The sequence below is a fragment of the Burkholderia sp. S171 genome, assembly GCF_009766085.1.
Taxonomy (GTDB): Bacteria; Pseudomonadota; Gammaproteobacteria; order Burkholderiales; family Burkholderiaceae; genus Caballeronia.
The window spans coordinates 1-25,977 of sequence record NZ_LMUF01000032.1; the positions used below are offsets into that span (position 1 = coordinate 1).

The 25,977-nt window shown below is 57.7% G+C and carries 16 protein-coding genes and 2 pseudogenes; 7 read left to right on the forward strand and 11 right to left on the reverse strand.

Annotation, left to right across the window (positions count from 1 at the left end; all coding sequences use genetic code 11):
- Nucleotides 1-180, forward strand: a pseudogene (locus GSQ93_RS17215) (Crp/Fnr family transcriptional regulator); the annotation flags it as partial.
- 139 nt (nucleotides 181-319) lie between these two features.
- On the opposite strand, the gene GSQ93_RS17220 reads toward GSQ93_RS17215, so the two are convergent.
- A complete protein-coding gene (locus GSQ93_RS17220; RefSeq protein ID WP_158936879.1) occupies nucleotides 320-466 on the reverse strand; it encodes a hypothetical protein in 147 nt (48 codons plus the stop codon).
- Between the two features lie 2 nt (nucleotides 467-468).
- Between GSQ93_RS17220 and GSQ93_RS17225 the strand changes: the two genes are divergently transcribed.
- Nucleotides 469-945 (forward strand): hypothetical protein, encoded by a 477-nt coding sequence (locus tag GSQ93_RS17225; RefSeq protein ID WP_158936880.1) that lies wholly within the window; start codon nucleotides 469-471, stop codon nucleotides 943-945.
- A gap of 93 nt (nucleotides 946-1,038) precedes the next feature.
- Here the strand turns inward: GSQ93_RS17225 and GSQ93_RS17230 are convergent.
- The 7 genes and pseudogenes from GSQ93_RS17230 to GSQ93_RS17260 all read right to left on the reverse strand — a co-directional run bounded on the left by GSQ93_RS17230 (nucleotide 1,039) and on the right by GSQ93_RS17260 (nucleotide 12,647).
- Nucleotides 1,039-1,986, reverse strand: a pseudogene (locus GSQ93_RS17230) (choline ABC transporter substrate-binding protein).
- A 177-nt stretch (nucleotides 1,987-2,163) separates the two neighbouring features.
- Nucleotides 2,164-3,690 (reverse strand): choline-sulfatase, encoded by a 1,527-nt coding sequence (gene betC, locus GSQ93_RS17235; protein ID WP_158936881.1) that lies wholly within the window; start codon nucleotides 3,688-3,690, stop codon nucleotides 2,164-2,166.
- A 743-nt stretch (nucleotides 3,691-4,433) separates the two neighbouring features.
- Nucleotides 4,434-5,309, reverse strand: coding sequence for a hypothetical protein (locus GSQ93_RS38695; protein ID WP_367889761.1), 876 nt, complete (start codon nucleotides 5,307-5,309; stop codon nucleotides 4,434-4,436).
- Between the two features lie 1,161 nt (nucleotides 5,310-6,470).
- Nucleotides 6,471-7,277 (reverse strand): TenA family transcriptional regulator, encoded by an 807-nt coding sequence (locus tag GSQ93_RS17245; RefSeq protein ID WP_158936883.1) that lies wholly within the window; start codon nucleotides 7,275-7,277, stop codon nucleotides 6,471-6,473.
- 214 nt (nucleotides 7,278-7,491) lie between these two features.
- Nucleotides 7,492-9,978 (reverse strand): bifunctional diguanylate cyclase/phosphodiesterase, encoded by a 2,487-nt coding sequence (locus GSQ93_RS17250; RefSeq protein ID WP_158936884.1) that lies wholly within the window; start codon nucleotides 9,976-9,978, stop codon nucleotides 7,492-7,494.
- Between the two features lie 339 nt (nucleotides 9,979-10,317).
- A complete protein-coding gene (locus tag GSQ93_RS17255; RefSeq protein ID WP_158936885.1) occupies nucleotides 10,318-11,481 on the reverse strand; it encodes a cyclic nucleotide-binding domain-containing protein in 1,164 nt (387 codons plus the stop codon).
- A gap of 386 nt (nucleotides 11,482-11,867) precedes the next feature.
- Nucleotides 11,868-12,647 carry a tripartite tricarboxylate transporter substrate binding protein gene (locus GSQ93_RS17260; protein ID WP_254073913.1) on the reverse strand — a complete coding sequence of 260 codons (780 nt, stop codon included), beginning with the start codon at nucleotides 12,645-12,647 and terminating at the stop codon, nucleotides 11,868-11,870.
- Between the two features lie 920 nt (nucleotides 12,648-13,567).
- Here GSQ93_RS17260 and GSQ93_RS17265 point away from each other — a divergent pair.
- On the forward strand, nucleotides 13,568-15,904 hold the full coding sequence (locus GSQ93_RS17265; protein ID WP_158936886.1) for a filamentous hemagglutinin N-terminal domain-containing protein: 2,337 nt from the start codon (nucleotides 13,568-13,570) through the stop codon (nucleotides 15,902-15,904).
- 92 nt (nucleotides 15,905-15,996) lie between these two features.
- Nucleotides 15,997-17,700 carry a ShlB/FhaC/HecB family hemolysin secretion/activation protein gene (locus tag GSQ93_RS17270; protein ID WP_174254640.1) on the forward strand — a complete coding sequence of 568 codons (1,704 nt, stop codon included), beginning with the start codon at nucleotides 15,997-15,999 and terminating at the stop codon, nucleotides 17,698-17,700.
- A gap of 249 nt (nucleotides 17,701-17,949) precedes the next feature.
- On the opposite strand, the gene GSQ93_RS17275 is transcribed toward GSQ93_RS17270, so the two are convergent.
- Nucleotides 17,950-18,384 (reverse strand): helix-turn-helix domain-containing protein, encoded by a 435-nt coding sequence (locus tag GSQ93_RS17275; protein WP_158936887.1) that lies wholly within the window; start codon nucleotides 18,382-18,384, stop codon nucleotides 17,950-17,952.
- Between the two features lie 111 nt (nucleotides 18,385-18,495).
- On the opposite strand from GSQ93_RS17275, the gene GSQ93_RS17280 reads away from it, so the two are divergent.
- Together GSQ93_RS17280 and GSQ93_RS17285 are read left to right on the forward strand one after the other, a co-directional pair.
- Nucleotides 18,496-19,269, forward strand: a complete 774-nt coding sequence (locus GSQ93_RS17280) for an SDR family oxidoreductase (protein ID WP_158936888.1) — start codon at nucleotides 18,496-18,498, stop codon at nucleotides 19,267-19,269.
- Nucleotides 19,270-19,334: 65 nt separating this feature from the next.
- Nucleotides 19,335-20,207, forward strand: a complete 873-nt coding sequence (locus tag GSQ93_RS17285) for an alpha/beta fold hydrolase (protein WP_158936889.1) — start codon at nucleotides 19,335-19,337, stop codon at nucleotides 20,205-20,207.
- A 242-nt stretch (nucleotides 20,208-20,449) separates the two neighbouring features.
- Here the strand turns inward: GSQ93_RS17285 and GSQ93_RS17290 are convergent, their stop codons facing one another.
- Nucleotides 20,450-23,167, reverse strand: a complete 2,718-nt coding sequence (locus GSQ93_RS17290) for a bifunctional diguanylate cyclase/phosphodiesterase (protein ID WP_158936890.1) — start codon at nucleotides 23,165-23,167, stop codon at nucleotides 20,450-20,452.
- Nucleotides 23,168-23,659: 492 nt separating this feature from the next.
- On the opposite strand from GSQ93_RS17290, the gene GSQ93_RS17295 reads away from it, so the two are divergent.
- A complete protein-coding gene (locus tag GSQ93_RS17295) occupies nucleotides 23,660-24,421 on the forward strand; it encodes a flagellar brake protein (protein WP_158936953.1) in 762 nt (253 codons plus the stop codon).
- A gap of 305 nt (nucleotides 24,422-24,726) precedes the next feature.
- Here the strand turns inward: GSQ93_RS17295 and GSQ93_RS17300 are convergent, their stop codons facing one another.
- Nucleotides 24,727-25,380: a hypothetical protein gene (locus GSQ93_RS17300; protein WP_158936891.1), complete on the reverse strand. Its 654-nt coding sequence runs from the start codon at nucleotides 25,378-25,380 to the stop codon at nucleotides 24,727-24,729.
- Nucleotides 25,381-25,977: the final 597 nt, after the last annotated feature.

The window sequence follows — 25,977 nt, forward strand, 5'->3', positions numbered from 1 at the left end:
GGGGTCACGGAAGCGGCAGGAAAGCTGCATGACGCCGGTCTGATCCATCACAGCCGTGGTTGCATCAAGGTGCTCGATCGGGCCGGTCTGGAAGCCCGTGCGTGCGAATGCTACGGCATCGTCAAGCGCGAGTTCGACCGCATGCTGCCGCGCGTGCGCCAGGCTGAGGAGGTTTGCTAAGAGTTGTTCTGTTGTGCGGATCGGCGAATGAGTGGGAAGGGCGGGGGAGCCTTCTCTCGTTGCCGAAAATGTAGGACCGCGTTTCGATCGGATAGCCAAATTCGTGTAGTAAATGCGATGGTGCGAGCGGCGGTTGGAACTATACGTTGCTGCCGGCGACAACCGTGACGCCAGCAGACGACTGCTGCGCGGGCGCCTCGCAGCGCGCGAGATCGTCGTCGTTTCCGGTGCCACGGGCGCGTAGGGCACAGCCGCCGTACTGCTTGCAGTGGCGATGGGTGCTCACGCGTGATCGCTGTCGGACGGAATGCGGCTGCGCTAGATACGCTGGCGAATGCGGGACGCGGTCGCGTCACGCCGGTCGCAGCCACTGGCGACAGTGCGGCCGACGTTGAGATGATCCGCGCCGCGTCACACGGCGGTGCCGACATGGCCTTCGATATGGTCCGCGGCGCGCGACCCGAACATGACGCTTGCGGCCCTACGCAGCCTCGTCCCGGCGGCAGGCTGGTTCTGATGGGTAGCATGGCTGTGCCGGTGTCACTTCCCTATACCGAAGTGATGTTGAATAGCGGGGAGATTCTCGGCCATTTCATGTATCCGCGCGTCGCTTACCGGCGCCTGCTCGCGCTCATCGGGACCGGCGAACGCGACATGAGCGTGATCCGGCCCGTGACCTTTGCATTGCGAGCGTTGCCCGATGCAATAGAGCGGGCAGCGGCGGCGACCAATTTCGAATGCGTCGTCATTGAACACAAGCAGTGAACCCCGTGCGAGAGGAGAATTGCATTTCCACGGGCCGGCGTTGAACTCTCGCAGAAGATCATCCGTTCATGGCAGGTGCATTGTCCCGTTCGGTCATTGACCGGCGAGGTAAGCATTCATCGCCGGCAGTGCGTCTTTACCGTCAAACGTCTTGACCCCGGCAAGCCACTCGGCGAGGACGCCCGGATTGCGCTTCAACCACTCACGCGCCGCAACGTTAGGCTCTTTCTTCTCGGTGGTGATCGACTGCATCACCTCGCTCTCGAGCGACGGCGTAAATTTCAAATTCGCCACGAATTTCCCGGCATTGGGACAGCGCGTCAGATAGTCGGGCGGTACCATCGTATAGACCTTCGCCTCGCCTTAGTTCGGTCCGAAGACCGCATCGCCGCCGCTCAAATAATTCATCTTCAGCTCGATGTTCATCGGGTGAGGGTCCCAGCCAAGGAACACCACCCACTTCTTGCTGCGGACCGCGCGATTCACTTCGACCAGCATGCCTGCTTCACTCGATTCGACCAGCTTGAAGTCCTTAAGGTCGAACTGATTGCTATCGATCATCTTTTGCACGAGCACGTTGCCTGCACCGCCGGATCCCAAACCGTAGATCCGATGATCGAGCTTGTCGCCGAACTTCGCGATATCCGCGAATGATTTGAGGCCTGCATCGTAGACGTAAGACGGCACGGCAAGCGTGTACTTCGCGCCGGTCAGGTTGGGCTCGCTGAGTACTTTGATGCTGCCGCTCTTGATGAACGGCTCGGCGACGCCATCCATTGCCGGTCGCCAGTCGCCGAGGAAGACATCGATCTGTTTCATTTTCACGCCCGTCAGCGCAATCGGCACCGACGCGATTGTTTTTGTCGGCTGATAACCAAGGCCAGTGAACACCGTCGATGCCAGCGCCGTGGTCGCGGCAATATCGGTCCAGCCGATATCGGCGAAATGGACCGGCCGGCAGACCGCCGGGTCCTGAGCGTAAGCGCTTGCGCTGCAGCAAAGAATCGACAACAAACCGGTGAAACGTGTGGGGGCGTTCATTCTGTGTTCTCCAACGAGGGACAGAAACCGTAACGAAAACGGGTCGATCCGGCGAGCCGGCGTTCGTTTTTCGAAGCAGCTCATCCAGGTGCGACAAGCTCAATTCCGAGTCGTTGGGCGATGCCCGACGAGCGCTTCCTAGCGGCTTAAACGCCTCGGAGGCGTTTGTGTGACGCTTCAGCCAACACCGGGCGGCCTGAGAAGATCGCGTGCTTCGGCGTCGTGATAGGAGTTGGTGCCGCGGTAGTAGCGCTTCGAGGCGTCCTCCATCGGCTGAAAGTCCCAAGGCGTCACACGTCCTGTCGTCAACGATTGATAAACCAGACGTCGCCGACGCTGGCTGCTCAGCACCTCTTCCTTCAGTCCGGCAAGATTCCAGCGCGCGGCCACCTCTCCAAGAAATTCCTCCACTAGCGCAAGATAATCAGGATGACCAACGAGATCATTGAGTTCGTCCGGATCGGCTTCCATGTCGAACAACTGGGGAGGATCGTGGTCCACGAAGTTGAACTTGTAACGTCCCTTGCGGAGCATCACGTAAGGCGCGGCCACGCCTTCAGAGAACAGTTCGCTCACTGCAATCCGCTCGGGGTCTTCCGCCGAGAGAAGCGGTAGCAAGCTCTGGCCGTCCGGCGCTTCGGGATAGCCGCGCCAGTCGCCTCCGGAGGCGATGTCGACCAGCGTCGGGAGGATATCGATGAGACTGCAGTTCGACTTCACCCGCTGTCCTTCCGGTACACCGGGGCCGGCCATGATCAACGGGATGCGCGATGACCAGTCATAGAAGCTCATTTTGTACCAGAGGCCGCGCTCGCCGATCATGTCGCCGTGATCGGCGCAAAGAATGACGACCGTGTTGTCCATGAGGCTTGCACGGGTGAGCGCCTCCAGCACTTCGCCTATGCGCTCATCCACGTACGAGATGCTGCCGTAATAACCATGACGCGCGCGACGGATATCGTCGTCGCTCAGACCAAGCTCGCCGCGATCGTATTGCTCCCACAAGCGCCTGCTGTGCGGGTCGCGTTTTTCCGGCTCGATGAAGGGCACGCGCGGCAGATCGATTTCTTCATCGCTATAGAGATCCCAGAAACGCTTGGGCGTCACGTACGGGTCGTGCGGATGGGTGAACGAGGAGACCAGCAGGAACGGGCGATCATCGTCTTCGCGTGCCCAGTCAAAGATTTTCCGGGTTGCGTGGAAGGCCACCTCTTCATCAAAGTCCTGCTGGAGCGAACGCTCGGCAATGCCCCCGCCGTGCACGTTCTTCATGTTGTGAAACCAGTCCATCGTGCGCCAGGGATCGTCCCAATCGGCTGTCCAATTGAAATCCGATGGGCAAATGTCCGTGGTCACGCGTTCTTCAAAACCGTGAAGCTGATCAGGGCCGATGAAGTGCATCTTGCCGGAGAGGCACGTGCGATAACCCATTAAGCGCAGGTAGTGGGCGAACGTCGGAATGTCGGCGGGCAACTGCGCGGCGTTGTCCCATGCACCGATGTTCGAGCAACGCTTACCGGTCATGAATGCGAGTCGGGCAGGCGCGCACAACGGAAAATTTGTGTAGCAGTTTTCGAAGACCGCTCCACGTTTTGCAATGGAGTCGATGTTCGGCGTCTTGACCACGTTGTGGCCATACGCATGAAGGGCTCGTGCACTGAGCTGGTCGACCATGAGGACGACAATGTTGGGCCTGCGTGCCATGGCGTTCACACCCGCGCTGCGAATGGGGTCAGCCAACGACACGTGGCGGGAGCGAAGCCTGCGGGTGATGTCATCATTTTCTCCAGTTAAATCGATTCAAGGAATAGTCGATCGGCGCGGGATGGCAACGTCATGCAACCGCCTGCGACGATGGATGATTGACGTAAAAAAGTCGATGTCAGCCAGCTCCGAGAAACCAATTTAACCAGTCATAAATACGCAGCTTGATGTTTTGCGACACTTCGCGCGTTCACGATTGTCTTATGCGTTCCTGCAACAACCCCACTTCGACATACGTCGTGTAGCCGAGGGTGTGCGTAGCTGATCGGCGGCGCGAACTAGCTCGCTCTTGCACCGCGTGCTGAGCATCTCGTAGTGGGATTTGATCTGTCGATGGTTAGCGGCTTTGCAGGCCGCCATGAGCAAGTCGAGAGGCATCGGCGTGCTGTGCGAAGGAGCGCATTTGGCGGACGCGCTTCCTAGGCCACGTCGGGAACGGCCACACCCGCACATGATTCGGCCGCGCTGACGGCCTTGGAACGCTCGCCGCCTCCGCACGATGTCCAGAGGCGGCTTCTTACGTAGCTGGACGCAAAGATTTTCCGGACCGGCGGTCGCACTGGAAAAACCGTGCGGGCCATACTTGCCCGATTCACGTAATGTGATGCAGTGAGTTGGCCAAAGCGAAGACCGGCGATTTTATCTGGCGCAGGCATCCGCATTGACCACCATGCTGAATCAGATCAGAGCAACACGGCTTGCCGCAAGAGTTCCAAGGCTTTCATTTCGTCCAGACGACCCGTACGCGCCTTGCCCGCGAGCGTCTTGATGAGCGCCTCGGCTATCGGCTCAATACCTTGCAGATCGTCCAGACTCGTCGCCGAAGTCTGGTTGCGCGCCTCTGTGGCGACCTGCGTGGAGGATGCGGGCGCGAGCCGCTGCCGAACAGCGGAGTGCGGAACGTCGTTATCGACAGCTTGGTGAATCACCGGTTCGGCGGCGGACGGGACCGCTTGGTCTAGTTGCCCTGTGACCACATTCGCCTCAGCGGTGACGCCTGTCGAAACGCCTGTGCTATCCGCATCAGGAAGTAGGGCGAGTCGAGCGCCCGCAGTTTTCGTCTTCGCACCCGCAGGTTTCTTCGCCGCTGTCGCTTTTGGCTCAATCGCAGGCGGCAGTTCTTGCTGAGCAGACGCATTGTGACGCGACGGGGGAACAAGCACATCCGACACCGACGCAGGGATGTCCGTGACAGATTGCGGAACGTCCAACCAGCCAGTCGGCAAACCAAGGCGTTCGGTGAACCGGTTTGCTTCGGCATCGTCCATCCGTTTCTGTCCATAGAAACGATTGGCCATGTTGGAGTCGCTGATTTCCATCACAACGCCGAGCCGCACCTTCGATCCTTTGCGGGACGTAAGCACGTGCAAGTTGGCGCGACGAATGTTTTCCAACGCTGCGATGTCGTTCAGCGGCAAGGATTGCTGAGTCCCCGACTTTGAAGACGCTTTGACCTTTGCCGGTGCCGATTTTGTCGGGATTGCCGTGGCAGGCTTCGCGGCCGTAGCGTTGTTCTTCGCGACGGTCCTTGGCGACCCGACAGGTGTCTTCTTTGGCATTTCTGGTTCTCTGGGCGAGCGATCGGTGAGAGTAGCGTGGTGATTAGCCTGTGTAGCAGGAGCCGGCGTCAATACTTGCTCGTACGCAATGTCCGGTTCGGCGTTCGCATGAATGAAGTCAAGGGGTGACCTCAATCGACTAATGGTCTCAGGTGTGAGGACAGGATTAGGTTGATCGAAAAATCCATCCGGAAGCCCAAGTGTCGTTTCGATATGAAAGGCTGTCTCAGGTGTGAATCTCTCGCCGTTCACCAATTCGGCTACGCGCGTCAAGTTGGAGTCGAGTCCCAGTGCGATGTTTTCTGCGCCTACTGCATCTACCAGCAACTTGAACGAACGTGTCTTGAAGATGGAAGCCGTTTGGACCGGGTCTCGAGTAGGTGGAGCTTTTACGTATGGCTTGTTCTGTCGATGGGATGTCGCTTTTGCAGGTTGGCGTGCTTGACGCTGGCCTTTGTCTCGAGATCCCGAGTATCGCCCGTGTGCTTGACTCATAAAGTGGGGCTCCCCGCCGTGAAATCACTATCAGTTCGCGCATTATAGGCGAGGGTGTACTGATAGCGGACTTGCCGACGGCAACGCGCCATTCTGTGTTGGTCAGATCACGAGCACAGCTGAGTTTTGCACGACACAGTTCGCTGTGGCCTTATGCGTAATACCTCGGCATTCCCAACGGAGACTTACTGGCCCGTCGAACGCAGCGCGTGACAAGTCGGTGAAGCGTCGCACGCAGGCCACGACGGAGCCGCAACGACGTAGATTGCCGGCTGTGATTTTCGTGTCCAGACAAACGGTGGTGTGGCAGCGATCCCGCGCAGCAGGTATGTTGAGCACGCCTTCAGAGTTTTCCGGCGCTAGAGGGAAGTCGACGAAATCCAGTGGCAGCTATTGGAACCTCGTTAACACACAAATCGACTTTGGATGGAGGGGAGGAAAGGGCAGATCAGGGCGGTGCTTTCCGCTGGGAACACAGAAACAGCACCTTCCTATGGAGTTGGAATATCTTGCGTAGGGGTGAGGCGAGGCAAATTCGCAAAACTGCGCCTCGCTCATTTTCACCGGAATCCCGCGTCGCGACTGGTTTTTCATCCTGTCGAGACCCACGAAGGATCGGGATTCCAGCTATCTCGCCCTATTGGCAAGAGTCACGCCCAAAGGCGATCAGACAGTTTCAGGTGTCGAAGAAACCTGCAACCAGCTGTTCGCCTTTGCCACCTCTTTTTTCGCAGGTTCGCGATAAGCGTGGTCGAGCGTCATGCGTAGATAGTCATAGCTCTTGCGGATCGCGTTACGCACCCTGGTGATCGACTCCGGCGCAGGATTGGTCCCAAGCAGTGTCGCGATGATGTCGAGTGCCATCCACGGATGCTCGTCGTCATAATGTGCATGCACGTGAAGCCACCGCATGGCCGATTTGCGGATCGGTTCGGGGAAAGTAAGTGCATAAGTATCTTCCGAGCACACCATGCAGGAGAATTCGCCCGTTGCACCCTCGACCGCATAGTTCGTGGCCGCCATGGCCACGGCGAGGTCGTCAATCACGCTGACGTGCCCGCACCAATGCGCAAGCGCGTGCATTTCGCTCGGCACTTCCTTGTTCAGGACTTCGTGCATCGTGAGTCCCGACGCCGACGCCCACTGAAGCCAATGCTTCGCGTGCATGTTTTCGACGCGGATGTTTTGAATGAGATACGAACGCGCCATGGTCTCGCCCCGCGACGTGCCAAATCGGGCCTTCATCAAGTTCGACGCCATGAATTGCGGGAACTGCTCGATCACCGGGAAAAAACCGGCCAGGAAGCGATGTGTGCTTTCAATGTCCAGCGTTGCGTCTTTCATTGCTTTGCAGAATGGGTGGCTAAGTGCCAGTAACTTTTGTTCTTCGCAGTCTGCAACGACGCCCTGCAGCCATTCCGGATAACTTTTAATGTCTTTCAACTCACCGGACCGGATAAATTCAGTGCTCATAGGTTCATCTCTCTGGAGGGGCTCACACTTTTCGACGACGCCCCCTGGCGAAGTCGGATATCCGGGTGGACAGGGCGATGCGAGCTTTGCAGAGATAATGTATCAGTAATATGAATCTACGAACATTCTTCAAAAAAATAATAAAAATGATATTGTTCAGACAATAAAAGCCTCAGCAAATCGAATCCCGGCCGAGCAAAATAATTGCTATTTTTTATGTGAGCAGTGTCGGCTCAACGGAATTCAAGCGCTGTGGCTCGGCCCAGGGAGAAGGGCGTCCAATAAAATAACCTTGCGCATAATCGACACCATACTTCTTCAGCAATTCTATGATGTCTGCGTTTTCAACATATTCTGCAATAGTTTGACATCCTAATGAATGGCCGATGTCATTTATCGCGATAACCATCTCCTGACTGACGGTGTCTTGAGGCAGGTTCTTGATGAATGCGCCGTCAATCTTCAGGTAGTCGACCGGAAGATGTTTGAGATATCCGAACGAGGACATGCCGGCGCCAAAATCGTCCAACGCGAAATGGCAACCCAGAATGCTTAGTTCATTCATGAAGTGCACAGCGGACAAGAGGTTGCCAATTGCCGCTGTTTCGGTGATTTCGAAGCACAACAAGCCGGCAGCAATACCATTTTCCCTGATCTGTTCGACCACGTAGTGCAAGAAACGCGAGTCGCCAACAGAAGCACCGGATAGGTTGATTGCATACTCGCTATATTGCTTGGCCGGAGTGCGTGAGAGTGCACGTAACGCTGTGCGCACGACCCAGCGATCTATAGCGGTCATCAGGCCGTAGCGTTCGGCCGCAGGTATGAACTTGTCGGGCGTGATGGCCGGGCCGCCTTGCGCGTCGATCATGCGGAGCAGCAACTCGACCTTATTCAAGCCGCCTGTCTGCTGGTCTCCCGTATGAAGGTTGCGAATCGGTTGCGCATAGAGACAAAACAGGTCGTGTTCGAGCGCATGCTTCAGACGTCTAGCCCAAGACGCTTCGTTAGCGTGCGTGGCAAGGTCGCTATCATTCAGGTCAGCCTCTTGAATGCGATCTCTGCCTCGCTCCTTGGCAACGAAGCAGGCAATATCAGTCAGGTGCATCGCCGATTCTGCGGTGATGTCCGGCTCGTCCAGAACCAGAAGCCCAATGCTCAGACTTGTCTTGAACTGCTGCGCCTCCCATTGATAACAGAACGTATTCGCCGAGCGCAGGAGCTCGTCGGCCAGTGCCATGGCTTGCGCCCGATCGTATCCTCTTAACAATGCACCGAATTCATCGCCTCCCAGCCGCCCAAAGGTGTCCCCTGCACGGAAGATTCCCGACAGATGAGTCGAGATTGCGCAGAGCATGCCATCGCCCGCAGCATGACCGCAGGTGTCGTTGACGATCTTGAAGCGGTCGAGATCAAACACTAGCAACACGTCACACACCGCGGCATTGACGTGCCTCACCTCAGCGAGTGAAGCAGCGAGCTGCCGTTCAAACTCCAGGCGATTGACCAGGTCGGTAAGGCTATCGTGCGATGCTTGCCACGCGAGGCTTCGTATGTACTCCTTCTCGCGTGTCATGTTGCGAAGGATGATCACATAACCCTGATGCCCGTCGTTTGAACCGCCCAGGTCACTCAGGTAAAAAGGCGATCCGGTGATGCGCGACACCACGGCCCTGACATTGACTTCGACGCCGCCTTGAGAGACAAGGATCATCTCGACGAACTGGTCGTCGAGATCATCCCCTAGCAAGCCGTCGCTAGCGAGCTTGGCGAGAATTTTCTCCGGTTCGCGCGAGCGTTCGTACAGCAGGGAAAAAGCATCGGAAAACGGGCGCCCCAGACACCAGGCGCTGGTCGTGCACAGGATCCGTTCTGCTGCGGGATTGATGAACTCAATCTCTCCCGAGAGACTTGTCGCAATCACTGCCTCTCCGATCGAGCCCAGCGTAGCCTTGGCTCGCGCCTCGCTGCGCCGCAACGCCATTTCGGTAAGCCTGCGCTGAATCACCAGTCGGCGGACATGCCACACAGTGAGCAGCATCAGCACGGTCGCGGCCCAGAGATCGACCATGAGCAGCAGCCACGCGACCTTGCGAAACGTCGCACTCAACTCGTAAGAAAAGCCCCGGGAGAGCGGCGCAACCTTCTCATTGATCTGAAAAATTTCCTCTTGCAGCTCCACGAGTTCGGCATCAGCTTCCGACCGCTCAGAAAACCGGCGATGAAGCTGACCCGCGACCTGTTGCAGCTTGTCCATGTGAACGTCGCTGAGCTTCCAGAGATCCATCGCATCCTTGAGGTAGCTGACATGGCGGAAGATGCGATACACCCATGCAGCACTCACCACGTCCGAGCGGGCGAAGCCGCCCATGACCAGTTCGTCTTGCGCCGTGTGCATATCTGTCTTCGTACGGTCAAGAATGTCACGCGCCCGCCTCAAGTGCAGGAGCCCGCCCATTGCCTCAGCGTGCCGCTGATACAGCACTTCATCGCCGGTTTCTGCATAGAGGTGCAGGAAAAACGTCGCGTCCTTTTCGCCTTTTGACCAAACGCTTTCGGCGCCGATATAGGCGCGCAGCGACGACATGATGTCGATACTGACGACCGCCAAAGTGACGAGAATCAGTATTACGACCAGGAAGGGCCACACAAGGCGGATTACCTGATTGGCATCGCTATGGGGCACATGTTTAATGCGCATGAATGTGTTCCGTTAGTACCTCGCTTCGCTTTCCTGAATGCGATAGCAACGGCGTCGGCTGGGCCGACGTCGATCCTTTTCGACGGGATCAACGTCAGCCCAGCTTCGAAAAAGCTATCTATCCAGGACGCGGCAGCGACGTCCAACCTGCTAGTTGCCGTTCAGAATTCTGGGAGCGGCCGCCTTTTTCTCGGTAATGCGTAGACGATTTGGCCGTCGATTCGGCGCAACCTTTATGTAGAACGTCATATTTCAGGAATTCTTTAGCCCGGCGGTTGATCGGCCGCGCTCGGTCTCACAGACGCTGCTGCCGGAACGTGCCACAGCTGATCGCCGGGTTTAGATCGAAAGCCGCGTAGAAGGGACTATCGCGCCGGTTTTGATGGACTTGAGCAGCCGCATGAATTTCCGGTTGATATCTTCTATCTCGACCGGATCGATCACAGGATTGCTTCGAATGATCCGTGACACCTCGTGTTGCCGGGCCCGGGTCATGACCCACAGCAGACGCTCGGAAATCGCACGATCGGTCGCTGCGAGAAGCATTTTGGCAAGGTCGGAGGGGTCGAAAGCGTCGACCGTGTCGAAGAGCGTGCGGTCGTCGATGAATTCAATGTCGGCGAGCGACTCGTATTCGCTGGTCGACCGCGGAGGCTTTTTCGAACTGGCGGGGACGTCTTTATCTTCGCGAGACAGCTTGTCGAGCAGTAGTTGTCTTTCGATACCGATAAGCGCGTCGAGGTTCGTCAAGCCGGCCTGTTCCAGTTCTGTCACGATCGAGATGCCCAGGCTATGGTCCGCGATCCGCTGCGCTGATTCGATGATTCGCGCCGGGTTGAAAGCGACGACTTGCCGCTCGGCGGCGGCGCCAGCGGTGGAAGAGGTTGCATCCTCACCAAAGTTCCCACGCGCCGTTTCAAACGCGATCAGGTTCAACGTTTCCATACGTTTAAGCATGGCCACGATATGCATGCGAGGATGGCCGATTATGGCCTGGCATTGCTTGAAGACATCGGCGAACGAGATAGACACATGCTCCGGATTCGGATGACGGCTTGCGTCGTGACTTTCGGCCCGCGCCATCAGACTCAGCAAGTTGGCATAGGAGACGATGCCATGCGAAGGATCGACATTCGTGTTCGCCGGGAGAATTTCGTCGACGCGTTTGTTCCTGCGGATCAGGCTACGCATCAAGTGGCGAAGCACGGGCGATACGCGCTCCAGTTCGACTTCGACCGCCGTTGGGTCGATGACGATAAGCCGGCAAAAGCTTAGGGCTCTAGCGGTCGTTCCGCGCGGCTCGGACCGCAATAGCGCGCATTCGCCGAAGCATTCGTCTTTCCCCAGGATCGCAAGCACCACGCGCTTTTCATCGGATTTGGTCGAGATCTCGATCTTGCCTTCGGCGATGACGTAGATGCAGGCGTTGCCCGCAAACCCTTCCGAGTAAACGACTTCGCCCGCCGCGACGGCCCGAAATTGTGGTGCTTTTTCTTGGTGCAATGTACCCCCCGCTATTGCCGCTTATGTCGCCTGACCCGACGTTATCGATCGGGGCGGCAAACTTGTGTCGGAGACAATCGTCTTCTACAAGGGGTAACGGCATTTATTCACCACCCCTTTAATTGCAGATGGGATATTTTTTCGACAATCGGTCAGTCGGGAATTTTGGGTCAGCGTAGGTGAGGTTCGGTAAGGTTGGCCGTACGTTGCTGTCGTTTGAAGTTTCGATAGCGTCTAGCAGGACGACGGGCCGCTATGACTCGGGCAGGGGCGGTATCGCGCTGTAACAGCAGAGGGAAGGGCCCCGACGTTATCTACCTTGGAACCTTGTTTGCGCGCCACGATGCCCCTGACGATCACACGCCCGGTTTTCGCTAGTGATCAACTCAGTTCAACTTGCCGATGCCCGAATCGCGCAGGACCTTGGTCCACATGTTTGTGTCGTCGTGAATACGTTGTTGGAGCTGACCCGGTGTGCTGGTCTCAAGCGTGATGCCGCGTGCCGCCGCGAAGGCCTGAAGATCTGGTGCGGCGAGTGCCTTGACAAGCGCGTCATGCAACTTTTGAACAACGCTTGCGGGCGTGCCGGCGGGTGCGAGCAACGCATGCCACGTTGTCATGACATAGCCCGGCACCCCCGCTTCCGTCATGGTCGGCACATCCGGTAATGGACCGAGGCGCTGTGTTCCCGTCACTGCGAGCGGCCTGACCGTGTTCGCCTTGATGAAGCCGAGGGAACTCGACAAGCTGCCGAACACCATATCGGCTTCGCCGGTCAGTACCGGAAGGGCTGTATTGCCCGCGTACGTGATGTTGACGGTCTGAGTGCCCGTGCGCGCCATGAACAGCATATTCGCGAGATAGAGAGGACTGCCGACACCCGCGGTAGACACATTGAGTTTGCCCGGATGCTCTTTGGCGTAGGCGACCAGTTCTTGCAGGGATTTGGCAGGCACCTTCGGATTGGCAACCAGTACGAAGCCAGCCTCCGCTATCAGTGAAATCGGTGTGAAGTCTTTGTCGACGGAGTACGACAGATCCCGATACAGAATCGGATTCACCGTCAGTTGAGTGCCGAGGCCCCGCAGCAGCGTATATCCGTCTTTCGGCGAATGAACGACGAGTGCCGCCGCAATATTCGTCTTTAAGCAGTTGATGAACTCCACTTTGGTTGTTTTGGTATCTAATCGCGTCGACGCTAACATAAACCAAAGGAGTGTTGTCTGCGTTCGGAACGCATAGGCTAATTCGCTCACGTCCAGCAATGGAGTATCAATTGGGTAGCCTTAGTCGGAAGCGCAACTGCCGTTCAAGAGGCTGAAAGCTATCGCGTCACATCTCGACTCTACCGGTTTCCGCCGATCACCGTCCGCGACCGGGTCGAACACTGCACAAATTCGCTCCAAGCGCGGCTGACATGGATTGGCTTTTATCGTGCATCGTCAACCACGCGCTACTTACGTACATCTAATAATCTAATAGTCGTTGGCGCTAACCTGAAACGTGGATGTACGAGCGTAACGGTCAAAGGAATAAGAGCCTACGCGTGTAAGAGAGGTGCCTATGGCGCGAACGGGTGCTTCCTTAGCTGGCTTTCGAAGGCGGGTTTCCCGCCCATCCATCTCGGCCGGTGTCATTGCGCTAGCGCCCGCTGTCGCCGCCAGCGTCGTCAACTCGGTCGACTGGGTTCGTGCCGCAAAGCTGAATCATGTTAATAGGCAAATTAAGTATCTTTACGGGTCCCTCTAATCCGGGTTAACCAAAAAAGGGGTAAACACTATCGTACCGTGAAGTCCACTCAAACTGCATGGAGCGGGTATCGGCGGAACAACAGTGCGGTAGACCACTTAACTTTCATTATTCTCCTGACATATTCATCTTGGTTCCGTGCAAATGTTTTTATAATGCGTTCGTGGAAATATTCTTATACCGAATCTACGCCCGGTCGATATTGATTCGCCACGTTCCATCGGTTGATATTTTCACGGCATTAAATGCCTGATAGGTCGACCGATTGTGTCAGGCTTTAATTTTGTATGCCGGGCGGCCCTGTAGCCAAAGCGGTAATTGAGCCCTGGAGGAAGACATGTCGCACCGGCATCCCGTTGTCACACTGCTTATACCTATCCTTATCCCCGTCGCGGCCTGTTTCTGGGCGCCTTTAACGCAAGCGGCTGGCGTGCTTCCGCAAGGCGGCCAGTTCGTGGGCGGCAGCGGCAAGATCACCAGCGGCAGTTCCGGACTCAACATCTCGCAGACAAGCGCGCGTGGTGTGATCGACTGGAATAGCTTTTCGATTGGTGCGGGGCAACACGTCACGATCAACAATGGCTCGGGCGCGACGCTGAACGTTGTCACAGGTAACAGTTCTTCGTCGATTAACGGACTGCTGAGCGGGACCGGCAGCGTATACCTGATCAATCCGCAGGGCGTGCTGGTGGGGCCAACCGGCGTCATCACGACCGGTGGCCGCTTCGTTGCGTCGACGCTGGGCATATCCACCAGCGCGTTCATGAATGGCGGGTCGTTAACGTTCAGCGGCAATGGTAAGGGCACCGTCGTCAATCTCGGCGCGATTAGCTCTACCGGCGGCGATGTATTCCTGATCTCGCGCACGACAGTCTCGAACCAAGGCACGGTGACGGCGGCTAACGGAACGGCTGAGCTTGCGGCCGGTAGCCAGGTTCTGCTGCAGGATTCGTCTTCCGGGCCGCAGGTATTCGTGCAAGCCGGCAGCAACGGGCAGGTGCTCAACTCGGGCACGATTCGGGCGGCGCAGATCAATCTGCAAGCTGCGGACGGCAACGTGTACGCGCTTGCCGGAAGTCACAGCGTGCTGCGCGCGACGGGCACAGCGTCGCGCGACGGCCACGTCTGGCTGGTCGCGAACACCGGCAATGTCAACGCACAAGGCACCATCGATGCAGCGAATGCAGGCGGCAGCGGCGGCACGGTCGACATGAGCGGCAAGACGCTGAATGTCCAAGGCGCGACTGTCGATGCGGCACAGTGGAATTTGAGCGCGCCCACCTTCACGATCGACGCGGGGACGGCCAGCGCACTCGCGCAGAACCTGTCGCGCGGAACGTCAGTCGATGTAACGACAACGGGCGCCGGTCGCGCCAGCGGCGACCTGACCGTATCGTCAGGCGTCAGCTGGAAGGGCGCTGCGTCGCTTGCGCTGAACGCCTATCACACGGTCGACGTCGGGCAGCATGTCACCGTCGCCAATTCCGGAAGCGGCAATCTGACGTTGCGTGCGGATGCCGCCGGAATCGACAATCGTGGCAGCGTAATCAACGCCGGCACGATCGACTGGTCGAAGAGCACGGGCATCGTCTCTGCGCTTTACGACATGAAGGGCAGCTGGCAACCCGGCACGATCCGAAGCAATGGCGCGTGGAGCGCCGCTCCGTTTAGCGGACTGCTGACGCAGGTCACGGCCTATCAACTCGTGAACACGCTCGCCGATCTGAACAACGTATCGAAGAACCTCGCGGGCATCTACGCGCTTGGCAACAATATCCAGGCTGACCCGTCAGTCGCTTTCAACCCTGTCGGCGACACTCCGGCCACGCCGTTTACCGGTCAGTTCGACGGGATGGGCCACACGATCAACGGTCTTGAATATGCGGCGACGAATTCGGATTCCTTCACCGGGGCCATTGGTTTGTTCTCGACCGTAGGGACAACGGGTGTAGTACGCAACCTGGGCGTAACCAATGCATCTGGCAGCGGGTTATTCGCAAGTGTCGGCCTCATTGCGGGTGACAATCTGGGTCTGATCACGAACTCGTACAGCACCGGGACGGCAAGCTCCGGAAGCTTCGGATCGGGCAGTGCCGGCGGAGTGGCCGGTCAGAATGGTGGCACGATCGAGCGCTCATGGAGCAGCGCGTCAGTCGGCATCCAGGGCGAATCTGGCGGACTCGTCGGCATCAACAACGGTCTGATCCTGCAGTCGTTCGCCACGGGCTCGGTGAGCGGCGGGAGCCATGGCGAGCAAGGCGGCCTGGTTGGTTTGAATTCGTCGACCGGCGTCATCAACCAGTCATACGCGACAACGTCGATCGGAACGGCAACCGATGCAGGCGGTCTGGTCGGGACCAACGCCGGATTGATTGAAGAGTCCTACTCTGCTGCCACGCGCGGCGCGGCTGGTCCCCCGCTCGCCTCCTACGGCGGGATCGCCGCGGTGAACACGGGCACCATCGCGAACAACGTCTTCTGGAACACAGCCACCACGCGTGGCGCTCCGGGCGTAGTCAACGGTACGCCGATACCCGCTGCCAACGGTTTCACGACCGCTCAAATGAGCGTTCCGGCCAGCTTCGGTTCGAGCTGGAATTTCGGTCCCAACGGAACGTGGGTGATCCCCGCTGGCGCGACTTCTCCTGTGCTGCGATGGCAAGTTGAGCCTTGAGCGGCCAACGTTGCGGGTCGCGGCCCGGCAAGCCGCCGGGTATCGCGCGTAAGTGGGCGCATGGTGCCGCTCACGCGGGAACGGGTGCCGTCCTGATCGCTTTTGCGATCACGGCGGCGGCTCAGTCGTATCGTGACGTGACGCCCACGCCACCTCCCGCAAACGCGCACCAACCGGCGGCGCCAGCGCCTCCCGGGGGCGACACCAACGCCACGCAGGTGGCCGTCGAGACGCTGCGCGGTCTGGTCTTTGCGGCAGATCACCGCGCTCAGTCATCCGTCACCGAAGTAGCGCAGGGGGCGATCACCGCGCAGGGCCTGCCGCTACTCGACGCGCCGTTCCTCGCCGCCTTCTCAGCCGACCTCGGCCGGCCCATGACGTTCGGACGGCTCGCGCAGATACGCCGCGCGGTTGTGCAGCGCTATCGCGAAGCGGGGCAACCGCTTGTTGACGTGTACGTTCCCGAGCAGGATGTGTCGGGCGGCGTAGTGCGCATTGCGGTGACGAGTTACCGCCTGGGTAAGGTGATCGCGCGCGGGAACCGCTATTTTTCCGATTCCGTGCTCACCGGAGAGATGCCGCTTGCGAGCGGCGAATCGATCAGCGAAGCCGATGTAACGTCGGGGCTGGCGCTGCTCAACCTGAATCCGTACCGGACGGTGAACGTGGTGTACGCGCCCGGGTCAACTGAAGACTCGACCGACGTGGTACTGGACACGCAAGATCGTCTGCCGCTGCGCCTGAGTGCCGGCTACGACAATGGAGGGGTGAGCCAGCTTGGCCGGGACCGCTTCTTCGCCGGTATCGACTACGGCAATCTGTTCGGCCTCGATCAGGAGATCAGCTACCAGCTCACGACCAACAGCGACGTGTTCGACGGCCGCCCGGATATCTTCGGCGGCGCGAACCGCCCGCGTTTCGTAGGGCATTCGTTCAATTACACTGCGCCGCTGCCCTGGCTCGATCGGGTCGAACTATTCGGCATGTATGCGCAGAGCACGCCGGATCTGCCGGACAGTTATGGGCAGACCGGAATATCAGCACAACTGAGCTTTCGTTACGACTGGCGGATCGCGTCGGCAGGACAGTGGCAGCAGCAGGTGCAGTTTGGCTATGACTTCAAGCGGTCGAATAACAACCTCGAATTCGGTGGCTTCCAGGTGTTCGGTTCGAATACCCACATCCATCAATTCGTCATTGCCTACGACGTCACCAAGACCGACACGCTCGGCCAGGCAGCCGCGAACGCAACGTTTTTTCTGAGCCCCGGGCACTTTGACGGCGATGACAACGACGCGGCCTTCAACACCTCGCGCCTCGGCGCGAAAGCGCGATACGCGTACATGCAGTCATCGGTCCAGCGCGACGTGGCAATTGGCGCCGGCTTTTCGCTGTATGGGCGAGGCGTGTTCCAGTGGACGCCGAATACGCTGCTGCCCAGCGAGGAACTCGGGCTTGGCGGGGATACTAGTGTGCGCGGCTACGAGCCGTATGTCGTGCTGGGCGACCGCGGCTGGAGTCTGCAGACGGAATTGCGCACGCCGCCGCTCGGACTCGGCGCGCCGGGCATCGCGCTGCAGCCTTTTTTGTTCCTGGATGCCGGACACGTCTGGAACCGGATCGATGAACCGGCCGAGCAGAACAACGGTTCGCTTGTCAGCGTCGGCGCGGGCTTGCGCTTTCAGATGTCGCGATTCGTCACCGTGCGCGGCACCGTTGGCTTTCCTCTGCGCGCAGCCTTGCCGGGAGGCTCGACAGGGCCGCTGGCAGTCGTGTATGTCGTGATTGGCACCTAGCAAAGTGAACGACGTATAGAGGCGGTCTCGCTACATTCAAAATCGCTTCGGACTATTCCAAAGTGTATTTCTTATCGCGAGTATTCTTCCGTTGAAATTGTTTGCCTAGACTCCGTCTCAGATGCACCACTCGTTCCAAGCTCTCAACACTAACCCCCTGTTGCACTTCAGCCTTGAAACCGCCGTTGTTAGTTTGCTTTTGCAAGGGCCGCGCACAAGCCCTGGCGCTTGCGCATCCATGTCAGACGATCACTGCCCCGGACGATTGTCAAAAGCATCGCGCGATTTTTCCACTGCTTCGAGATTGTCAGCGGCCCAGACCCACACTCCACAAAACGCCGCACCCAAAGTAATACCAAGATCCGTGAGTTGGTATTCGACCTTTGGAGGCACGACCGGATACACCGTGCGTGTCACCAGACCGTCGCGTTCCATTGTCCGAAGCGTCTGGGTGAGCATTTTTTGGCTAATGCCCTCCACCAGTTCGCTAAGGCGCGTAAAGCGTAAAAGTGTTTTTTCCGCGAGTACCTCAAGGATCAACATGGTCCACTTGTCGGCCACACGACCGATGAGATCCCTGACTAATGATGCAATGCGCGGATCAAGGTCGACCGGTTGCGTAAGGCTTGAATAATATTGAGCGGCTGCAATCTGTTCTTTAGTGAATTTTGGAACTCGTTCCATTTTTACACTCTCTTTTTGGTGTGTATAAGACTTTTAGGTGCCTTCTTTCATTTTTATAGTGTACCCGTCAGACTGTGTTCATGCTTAACAACACACGCACGGAGTGACGCCATGAAGATGATCGGAAGAACCGTTTTGATTACGGGTGGAACAAGCGGAATTGGTTTGGAGCTGGCAAGGCAACTGATTGCGCGAAGCAATACAGTAGTCATCACTGGGCGGGATAACGCCAGGCTTGAAGCTGCACAGCAGACTGTCCCAGGCGTCCATCTTTTTCAAAGCGACGTTAGCGATCAGACGAGCATCAAGGCGTTATACGAGAAGGTGGCCACTCAGTTTCCAACCTTGGACACGCTGGTGAACAATGCCGGGACCATGCGCAATATCAGGCTGCACCAGCAGCGTGAACTGGATGACCTGACCTCTGAAATTGACGGGAACCTCAAGGGACCCATGTGGATGGTTCAGCAGTTCCTTCCTTTGTTGCGGAAAAAAAATGACAGCCTGATTGTGAACGTTTCGTCGGGCCTGGCGTTTGTCCCGCTTCCTATTGCGCCGATATACAGCGCTTCAAAGGCTGCGATTCACGCCTATACGCAATGCCTTAGAGCGCAACTAGAAGGTACGGGCGTATCGGTCGTCGAGTTAGCTCCGCCGGGCACCGAAACACCGTTGTTTCGGGGTGACTTTGCGATTGAAATGAAGGGTGAAAAAGGCATGAACGTAACCACGCTTGTGCAGCGTGCTATCGCCGGTATCGAAGCCGGGAAGGCTGAGATTCGTCCGGGCGTGAGCAACGTGCTGAAGATTGCAAGTCGTGTGGCGCCGCACTTCATGTTCAAGCAGATGGTCAAGCTTGGTCGCCCAAAACCGTCCGGTGCCTGAGCGTAATTTCACTAGCGGAAAAATTTGTAGTTGGACCAGGCAAGCCGGTGTTGACAGGGGGCCGCATGAAGCGGGAAACACTACAAAGCGCAAAGCACGTAACGTCGCTTGATGGGACATCGATCGGATATCAGTCTTTTGGTAGCGGGTCAGGCGTGGTGCTAGTGGAAGGCGCAATGGGCACCGCCGAGAACTATCGACAGCTTGCATTCGCATTGGCCGACCAATTCACGGTTCACGTACCTGATCGACGCGGACGTGGCATGAGTCCTCGGCCGTACGACGCCAAGCATTCGATAGACGACGATGTGGAGGACCTGCGATGCGTCCTTGAGCATACCCAGTCTCGGTATCTATTTGGTTTGAGCTCTGGCGCGATGATCGTCCTTGAGGGCCTTAGACAAGGTTTGCGGGTGGAGCGGGCCGCAGTTTATGAGCCACCGTTCTATCTGGACGGGATGTCACACGACGACATCCAGCGCTTTAACGCGCAAGTCGAGCGCAAGCAACTAGCGGCTGCGCTCGTCACAGTCATGGGAATCGTGCGGCTGGGGCCACCCCTTGTGCGGTTTGTTCCGCAATGGCTTCTGCGGGTTGGTGCGGGCCTTGCATTGCGCGCGGATAGCCGGCGTTCCACACCGTATGCACGACTCAGCGAGTTGATACCCGCGATGCGATACGACTTGAACGTCGTCGCCAGCATGAATCACCATTTAAACGACCTTCGCGTGGTCAACACGCCGGTGTTGCTGATGGGTGGAGATAGGAGTCCGGACTATCTAAAGACCTCCATCCTTACGTTGAAAAAACTGTTGCCTGTTGTCGAGTTGGTCGAGCTAGTCGATGCCGATTATTCGGCACCTTGGAACGACGACCTCAATGGAAGGCCCGTCCAAGTGGGACGCGCTCTACAAGATTTTTTCGCCCCCGGACACTGAGGCTAAGCCACGGTGCGTCGCCAGGCGGTTTGCCTTAGCCATCGTTTCCTGAAAACCAACGGACGCCGCGCGTCAAATCTGCGTTGTCCGGAAGGCGCTTCTTACCCCCGGCGCTTGCGTCGCAAATTCGGTATTTCCTGCTTATCCGAGCGAATCAAGAAATTCATACGGAAGATTTGCCCGATAGACTTTCTTAGCGGACCAGAAGTGCTATCGAGATATCCAGTGAGACAAGCATCGGATCACCTGTTGCCGATCGATTGCGGCTTGCGATTTGCGTTTGCGTGATACTCGCTGCGACGCAGGAAGCCGTGAAGTTCTTCGAGCGGCATAGGGCGGGCAAACAGGTAACCTTGCATTTCATTGCAACCATGCTCCATCAGGAAGTCACGCTGCTGAATCGTCTCGACGCCTTCAGCGATCACTTGCGCACCGAACGCAATTCCGAGTGCCAGGACGGCCAGCACGAGTGCCTCGTCCTGAACCGACACGCCAATGCCATTGACCAGTGACTTGTCGATTTTCAGGCGGTCCGGTCCAAGCGCTTTCAATGACGAGAGGTTGGAATAGCCGGTTCCGAAGTCATCGATCGCGATGATGGCGCCGCGTGCCGCCAGCGTCTTCAGTGCGGTGCCGGTGCAAGGCGATGCGAGTGTGCTTTCCGTGATCTCCAGTTCCAGTTGCTCCGGATTCACACCGGTCGCGGCCATTGAACGGGATAAAAACTCGACCACATTGCCCTGTGTGAACTGCCGGGGCGAGAGGTTGACCGCGACGCGTAATCCATCATAACGCGCCGATAGCTCGACGACTGTACTGCATACCTCACCGATCACCCACTCCCCGATCGGCACAATCAATCCGGATTCCTCAGCAAGCGGTATGAATTCCCCCGGCGAGATGGGTCCGAGCGCCGGATCGAACCATCGTATCAGCGCTTCAACGGCGACCACGCGACCCGTCGCGACGTTAATCTGAGGCTGGTAGTAAAGACAGAATTCCGTGTCACGGATCGCACGGCGCAAATTCTGCGCTGCGGACAAGCGCACTTGTGCTCGAGTGCCGGTCGAGAAATCGTAACGGCGAACCGTATTGCGGCCCATCGATTTCGCTTCGTACATGGCGGCGTCCGCGCGTTTGATCAGCGTTTCAGCGTCGCTGCCGTCGTCGGGGAAAAGACTCACGCCCATGCTGCAATCGATATAAAACTCGTGCTCGTCGATCTTCATTGATGGTGCAAGGGCGCCCTGCAGTCTGCGGAGGATCACATCCACATGTCCGTATCCAGCGATGTTCGGTATGAGGATGACGAACTCATCGCCGCCGTACCGCGCGACTGTCATTGTTGGCGAAGACGCGGACAAGAGCCTTTCGGCGACCTGCTGCAGTAGCCGGTCGCCCACGCTGTGGCCGAGTGAATCGTTCACGTCCTTGAAATGATCCATGTCGAGGAACACCACGGCAAGCTGCGTCCCGGCCAGGATCGACGCGCTGATGGCCTGCCGAAGCCGCTCGCTCAACAACACCCGGTTAGGCAATTGCGTCAGGGCATCGTAGCTCGCTTGCCGGGCTAGCCGGTTGCGCGACTCCACGAGTTCGGTCACGTCGTTCACAATGGCGATGTGATGCGTGGCAATGCCGGTGTCATCGAGCACCGGCGCAATGAGTAACTGGTTCCAGAACATGCGGCCATCGGCACGATAATTCCGCAGGATCGTGCTGACTTCGGCGTCCGTTTTTAATGCCGCGCGGATTTCACGAAGTCCTTCCTGCTGGCGTTCATCGCCTTGCAGGAAACGGCAGTCGCGCCCCATGACCTGCGCCGCCGTGTACCCGGTGATGCGCTCGAACGCAGGATTCACATAGTCGATCAAATGCTGCTTGCCGTAGGCACGCGTCATGACGACTGCGTTCACGCACGCATCGAGCGCGCGGCTTCGCAGACGCAGCGCAAGCTCGGCGGCTTTGCGCGTGGTGATGTCATCATGCAGCGTCAGAACGCCCATCACCTCGCCATCTGGATCGAGTAAAGGGACCTTGGTCTTGGCGTACCAGCGTAACTCGCGCGCCGGCTCGAAGTACGCCGGGTGTTCGTAGGCAATGTGCCCACCGTTCGCGGACATTGCTTGTGCGTCGCGGGAGCGGGCGTCGGCAGCATCCGAGCGCCATGGCAGCTCGGCGTCAGTGAGTCCATACACGTCTTCCGCGCGTGCGAGACCTATTTCCTTCGCAAACGACGCATTGCAACCGATGTATTCGGAGTGTTTATTCTTCCAGTAGATGCGCTGCGGCACGCTGTTCAAAACGGTTTCGAGCATGGACTTCGCACTCGCGACTTCTAGCTCCGCTTGCCGGCGCTTGGAGACATCCAGACAGATGACGTAACAAGATTTCTTGTTTCCGAAATCAGAGATCTGGTACGAAACGTTGACGGTAAGCTCGGCGCCTCCGTTTCGCAAATGCGTCCATTCGCCGGCAGAACCCGCGGTGTGCGTTGCCGCTGCAATTTCACGCAACTTGCGCCTGAAAGCGGGGACATCGCGGGCAGGGCGAAGTTGATCCATCGACAACCTCTTGAACTCCGCGCGGGTGTATCCGTACAGAGTGCAGGCGTGCTTGTTCGCCGCGATGATGCCTGCCGTGTCGACGTCGAAAAGAATGATGGGCAGCGGATGACTGCTGAAGTACCGCTTGAATATGAGCTTGGGAAGGTCGGCGGGAAGGGGCCGGAAGACCGATCGAAAGATCATGCCGCCAAGCAGTACGCCAAGGACTATTAACAATAAGGACTCTTGGACCTGGACGGATATCGTCTGCCCGGTCACACCCATGATCGATTCGCTGAATGCCGGTGCCGACGCGAGCAGGGCGCCTAGCGCGAAGCTGGCGGCCGCGAGCGTCGACCGGCATCGGGACGCGATCAAGCATCGCCTGACAGGCGAGGGGGTGTTGTTGATCATGAAACGGCTCTCTCAGATTTTTTATTTGTTCTCTGGAATATCGGCACGAAAACGAATTACTTGAATTCACCTCTCGCTGCGCTGTCGGGCAATTCATCTGCGGCCGGTATGTCTTTAGAGAGTACAAGCGAATTCCGTGCCGTCGCAGACTGCACCATGCAACACGCGGTGACGGAATTCTTTCGCGCGGCATCTAGCGTGCCTTCTGCCTGCGTTGCCGTGTGCCGGACGGTTGCATCCGGGTGCCGCGCCAGAAAGGCCGTAACACAGCCGATCGCGTTACGTAACACCGGTGCAGAAGCAACCTCGTCAGAAGGGGTGTGCCGAACACCGGGCCTTGCAGCACAACGCTTTCCACGTCACGGCCCAGCGGGTGAAAGCGATGGCACGCTAGTTGCAAATAGCAGCCGCAAGGCTCGCAGCATAAAAACAATCGCGGCGAGGTATCCCATGTTGATCTGGCCAAGGCCAGCTAACCGAACGAGTACTGCGATGATTGCTGATCTGCTGTTTGATACCAACACTGTCGATGCTGCCGGCTCGGCCTTATCCGAATACGCACTGTGTCATCCGCTGCAGATCGCCATTTGCCTGCGAAAACTCGCTGCGCGTCGCCACTTCATGAGCGTCGAATTCGGCGGCCGGCAGATGATGACGCAACTGCTGGACATCGATTCTTCGAACGCCCGATTTGTGTTTGATTTCGGTAGCCTGGCCACCAATAAGCACGTACTGCTCGAAGCGCCCGAACTCATCTTTCGCGGCTTGCCCGATGGTGTGCGGACCGAGTTCGCCACACGGTCCGCACAGTTGATCACGTTCGAAGGACGGCTCGCCCTGGAGGCGCGCTTTCCAGACATTCTCTATCATGTTCAACGTCGTGAATTCTTTCGCGTCGATACCCCCGTGCTCCAACCGTATACCGCGTCTGGCAAATTTTCAGACGGCGGTGCATTCAGTGTTGATATCAAGGACCTGTCACTTGGCGGTGTTGCGCTGAGAAGCCCGGATGCCTCTTTTGGAGATATCGAAATCGGCACTCGGCTGGAAGACGTGACACTGAGCGTGGGAGCCTTCGGCACACTGCGAGTCACGATGGAAGTGGTGTCCCCACGCAGGACAGTGATGCGAAACGGTAAGCAGCGCTTTGTGATTGGGTGCCGGTTTATCGATTTGCCGGCCGTGTCGGAACGGACCCTGCAGCGCGTCGTGACGTATCTTGAAGCGCATTGTCTGGGACTGGCATCCCGCTGAAAGGGGGGCTGCGCCGGAACATCCGGTGCAGCTTCACCAACCGCTTGCTAACTCTCCTTTCGACCGCCGACTCGACGAAACTGACACCGAGCGGCGCCGGATCAGCGTTTTGATCCACATCAGATACGCAAGCATCGCGGCCGCCAAGGCGGCGACAAGCGCAACGCCTCTGATCAACACTCCGCAACTGCAGCACCTTGAAGCATGTCTTCGGCGAGACGCCAGGCGCTTCGTCTCGCCGACGGTAGCAGTAAGTAATACTATCCATCACATCGATGGATGAAGGGTAAAGCTACAGTACTGCTTCAGGTGACAATACTCACCAGCCGCATCAGTTCTGATTGCCTCGAACAGCACGTTTTCTTCAGCGTCGCGGCGAGATGCTTACGGACGGTCGCCACGGAGACACCGAGGATATGAGCGCATTCGCCGACGCAGTGGCCGCATATCAATTCACACAGCACGCGGGCTTCTGCTTGCGAAAGTCCGAGGACGGACTGGAGCGTACCCGCATCCGGCCGACGGAAAATATGACGACGCTCTATGCGCAATACCGCGCGAGGCGGGGCGGAACTGACGGTGCTCGCTTCGGGCATCACCACGACGTGCCATGCGTGACCCCATGATCCTGGCACGACAATCGTGCTTCGCTGTCCGTGGAGCAAAGCGTTGGCAAGTGCAAGTCTGAGGCCTTGATGGACCCGCGCGTCGTCGTGGGACATGCGCCCGTTGGTGATGGACAGGCCTTCACGCGCGCTAAGCAATCCTGCGGCGTTGGACATGGAGCACGCCACGTTCAGATCCGCGTCCACCACGACGACTGTCGTGTCGTCGCTATGGAGATAGCCGGTCAACGACGCTTCTTCGTTCTCGTTTTCGTGATCGTTACCCGGCTGCATTCCAAGCGCTGCAAGCGGGATGCTGCCGCTTACCCGCCGCTCCGCCACGTGTTTTTGCATGTGAAACCCCTCGGTAAATGCTTTTTTATGTTCGGCTCTTGGTAAGCCGGTGTTGTGTGTGCCGCTGCTCATTCATATGCACATTGCATGCCAATCCATGTTGACGGAAAGCAGCGGCCCCGCAATCGTTTGCGCGATTTTTTGATGGTCCTAAAGGCGTATTGCTTCAGCCGTGTCGTTACGGAACACCAAGGACTGTTCCCTTCACACGCGGTCTGATTGCGAAAACTGTTTGCGCGACTTGCCATTTCTTATCATCTCCGCATTCATGCAAGCGTTGATGGTTGATTGGCGCCGTTTCGTTTCAAGCCGTTTTGTTGAACGTGAGCTTCGGCTTCGAAAGTCATCTGTTGCAGAAATGCCGTTAACCATCGGAAGGTGTTCATTTGAACCATCGACGTCAATCGGTTCATGGCGCCAGAATGCGTTCCATCAGCTCAGGAATGCAAGCAAGGCCAAACGAACACAAGAACACAGCACTCCCTGACACATAACGTATAAGCGCCGGTATCGGCGCACCGGACAGCACGAGGTGGGACATGCAACGAGCCACAGGTGATTCGTATTCCTCATGGACCAGACACGCACTCAGCGCAT

Excerpts from the sequence above, each read along its gene's own strand:
- betC (WP_158936881.1), bottom strand. The coding sequence starts at position 3,690 with ATGGCACGCAGGCCCAACATTGTCGTCCTCATGGTCGACCAGCTCAGT.
- GSQ93_RS38695 (WP_367889761.1), bottom strand. The coding sequence starts at position 5,309 with ATGCCAAAGAAGACACCTGTCGGGTCGCCAAGGACCGTCGCGAAGAAC.
- GSQ93_RS17245 (WP_158936883.1), bottom strand. The coding sequence starts at position 7,277 with ATGAGCACTGAATTTATCCGGTCCGGTGAGTTGAAAGACATTAAAAGT.
- GSQ93_RS17250 (WP_158936884.1), bottom strand. The coding sequence starts at position 9,978 with ATGCGCATTAAACATGTGCCCCATAGCGATGCCAATCAGGTAATCCGC.
- GSQ93_RS17265 (WP_158936886.1), top strand. The coding sequence starts at position 13,568 with ATGTCGCACCGGCATCCCGTTGTCACACTGCTTATACCTATCCTTATC.
- GSQ93_RS17275 (WP_158936887.1), bottom strand. The coding sequence starts at position 18,384 with ATGGAACGAGTTCCAAAATTCACTAAAGAACAGATTGCAGCCGCTCAA.
- GSQ93_RS17280 (WP_158936888.1), top strand. The coding sequence starts at position 18,496 with ATGAAGATGATCGGAAGAACCGTTTTGATTACGGGTGGAACAAGCGGA.
- GSQ93_RS17285 (WP_158936889.1), top strand. The coding sequence starts at position 19,335 with ATGAAGCGGGAAACACTACAAAGCGCAAAGCACGTAACGTCGCTTGAT.
- GSQ93_RS17290 (WP_158936890.1), bottom strand. The coding sequence starts at position 23,167 with ATGATCAACAACACCCCCTCGCCTGTCAGGCGATGCTTGATCGCGTCC.
- GSQ93_RS17295 (WP_158936953.1), top strand. The coding sequence starts at position 23,660 with ATGATTGCTGATCTGCTGTTTGATACCAACACTGTCGATGCTGCCGGC.
- GSQ93_RS17300 (WP_158936891.1), bottom strand. The coding sequence starts at position 25,380 with ATGCAAAAACACGTGGCGGAGCGGCGGGTAAGCGGCAGCATCCCGCTT.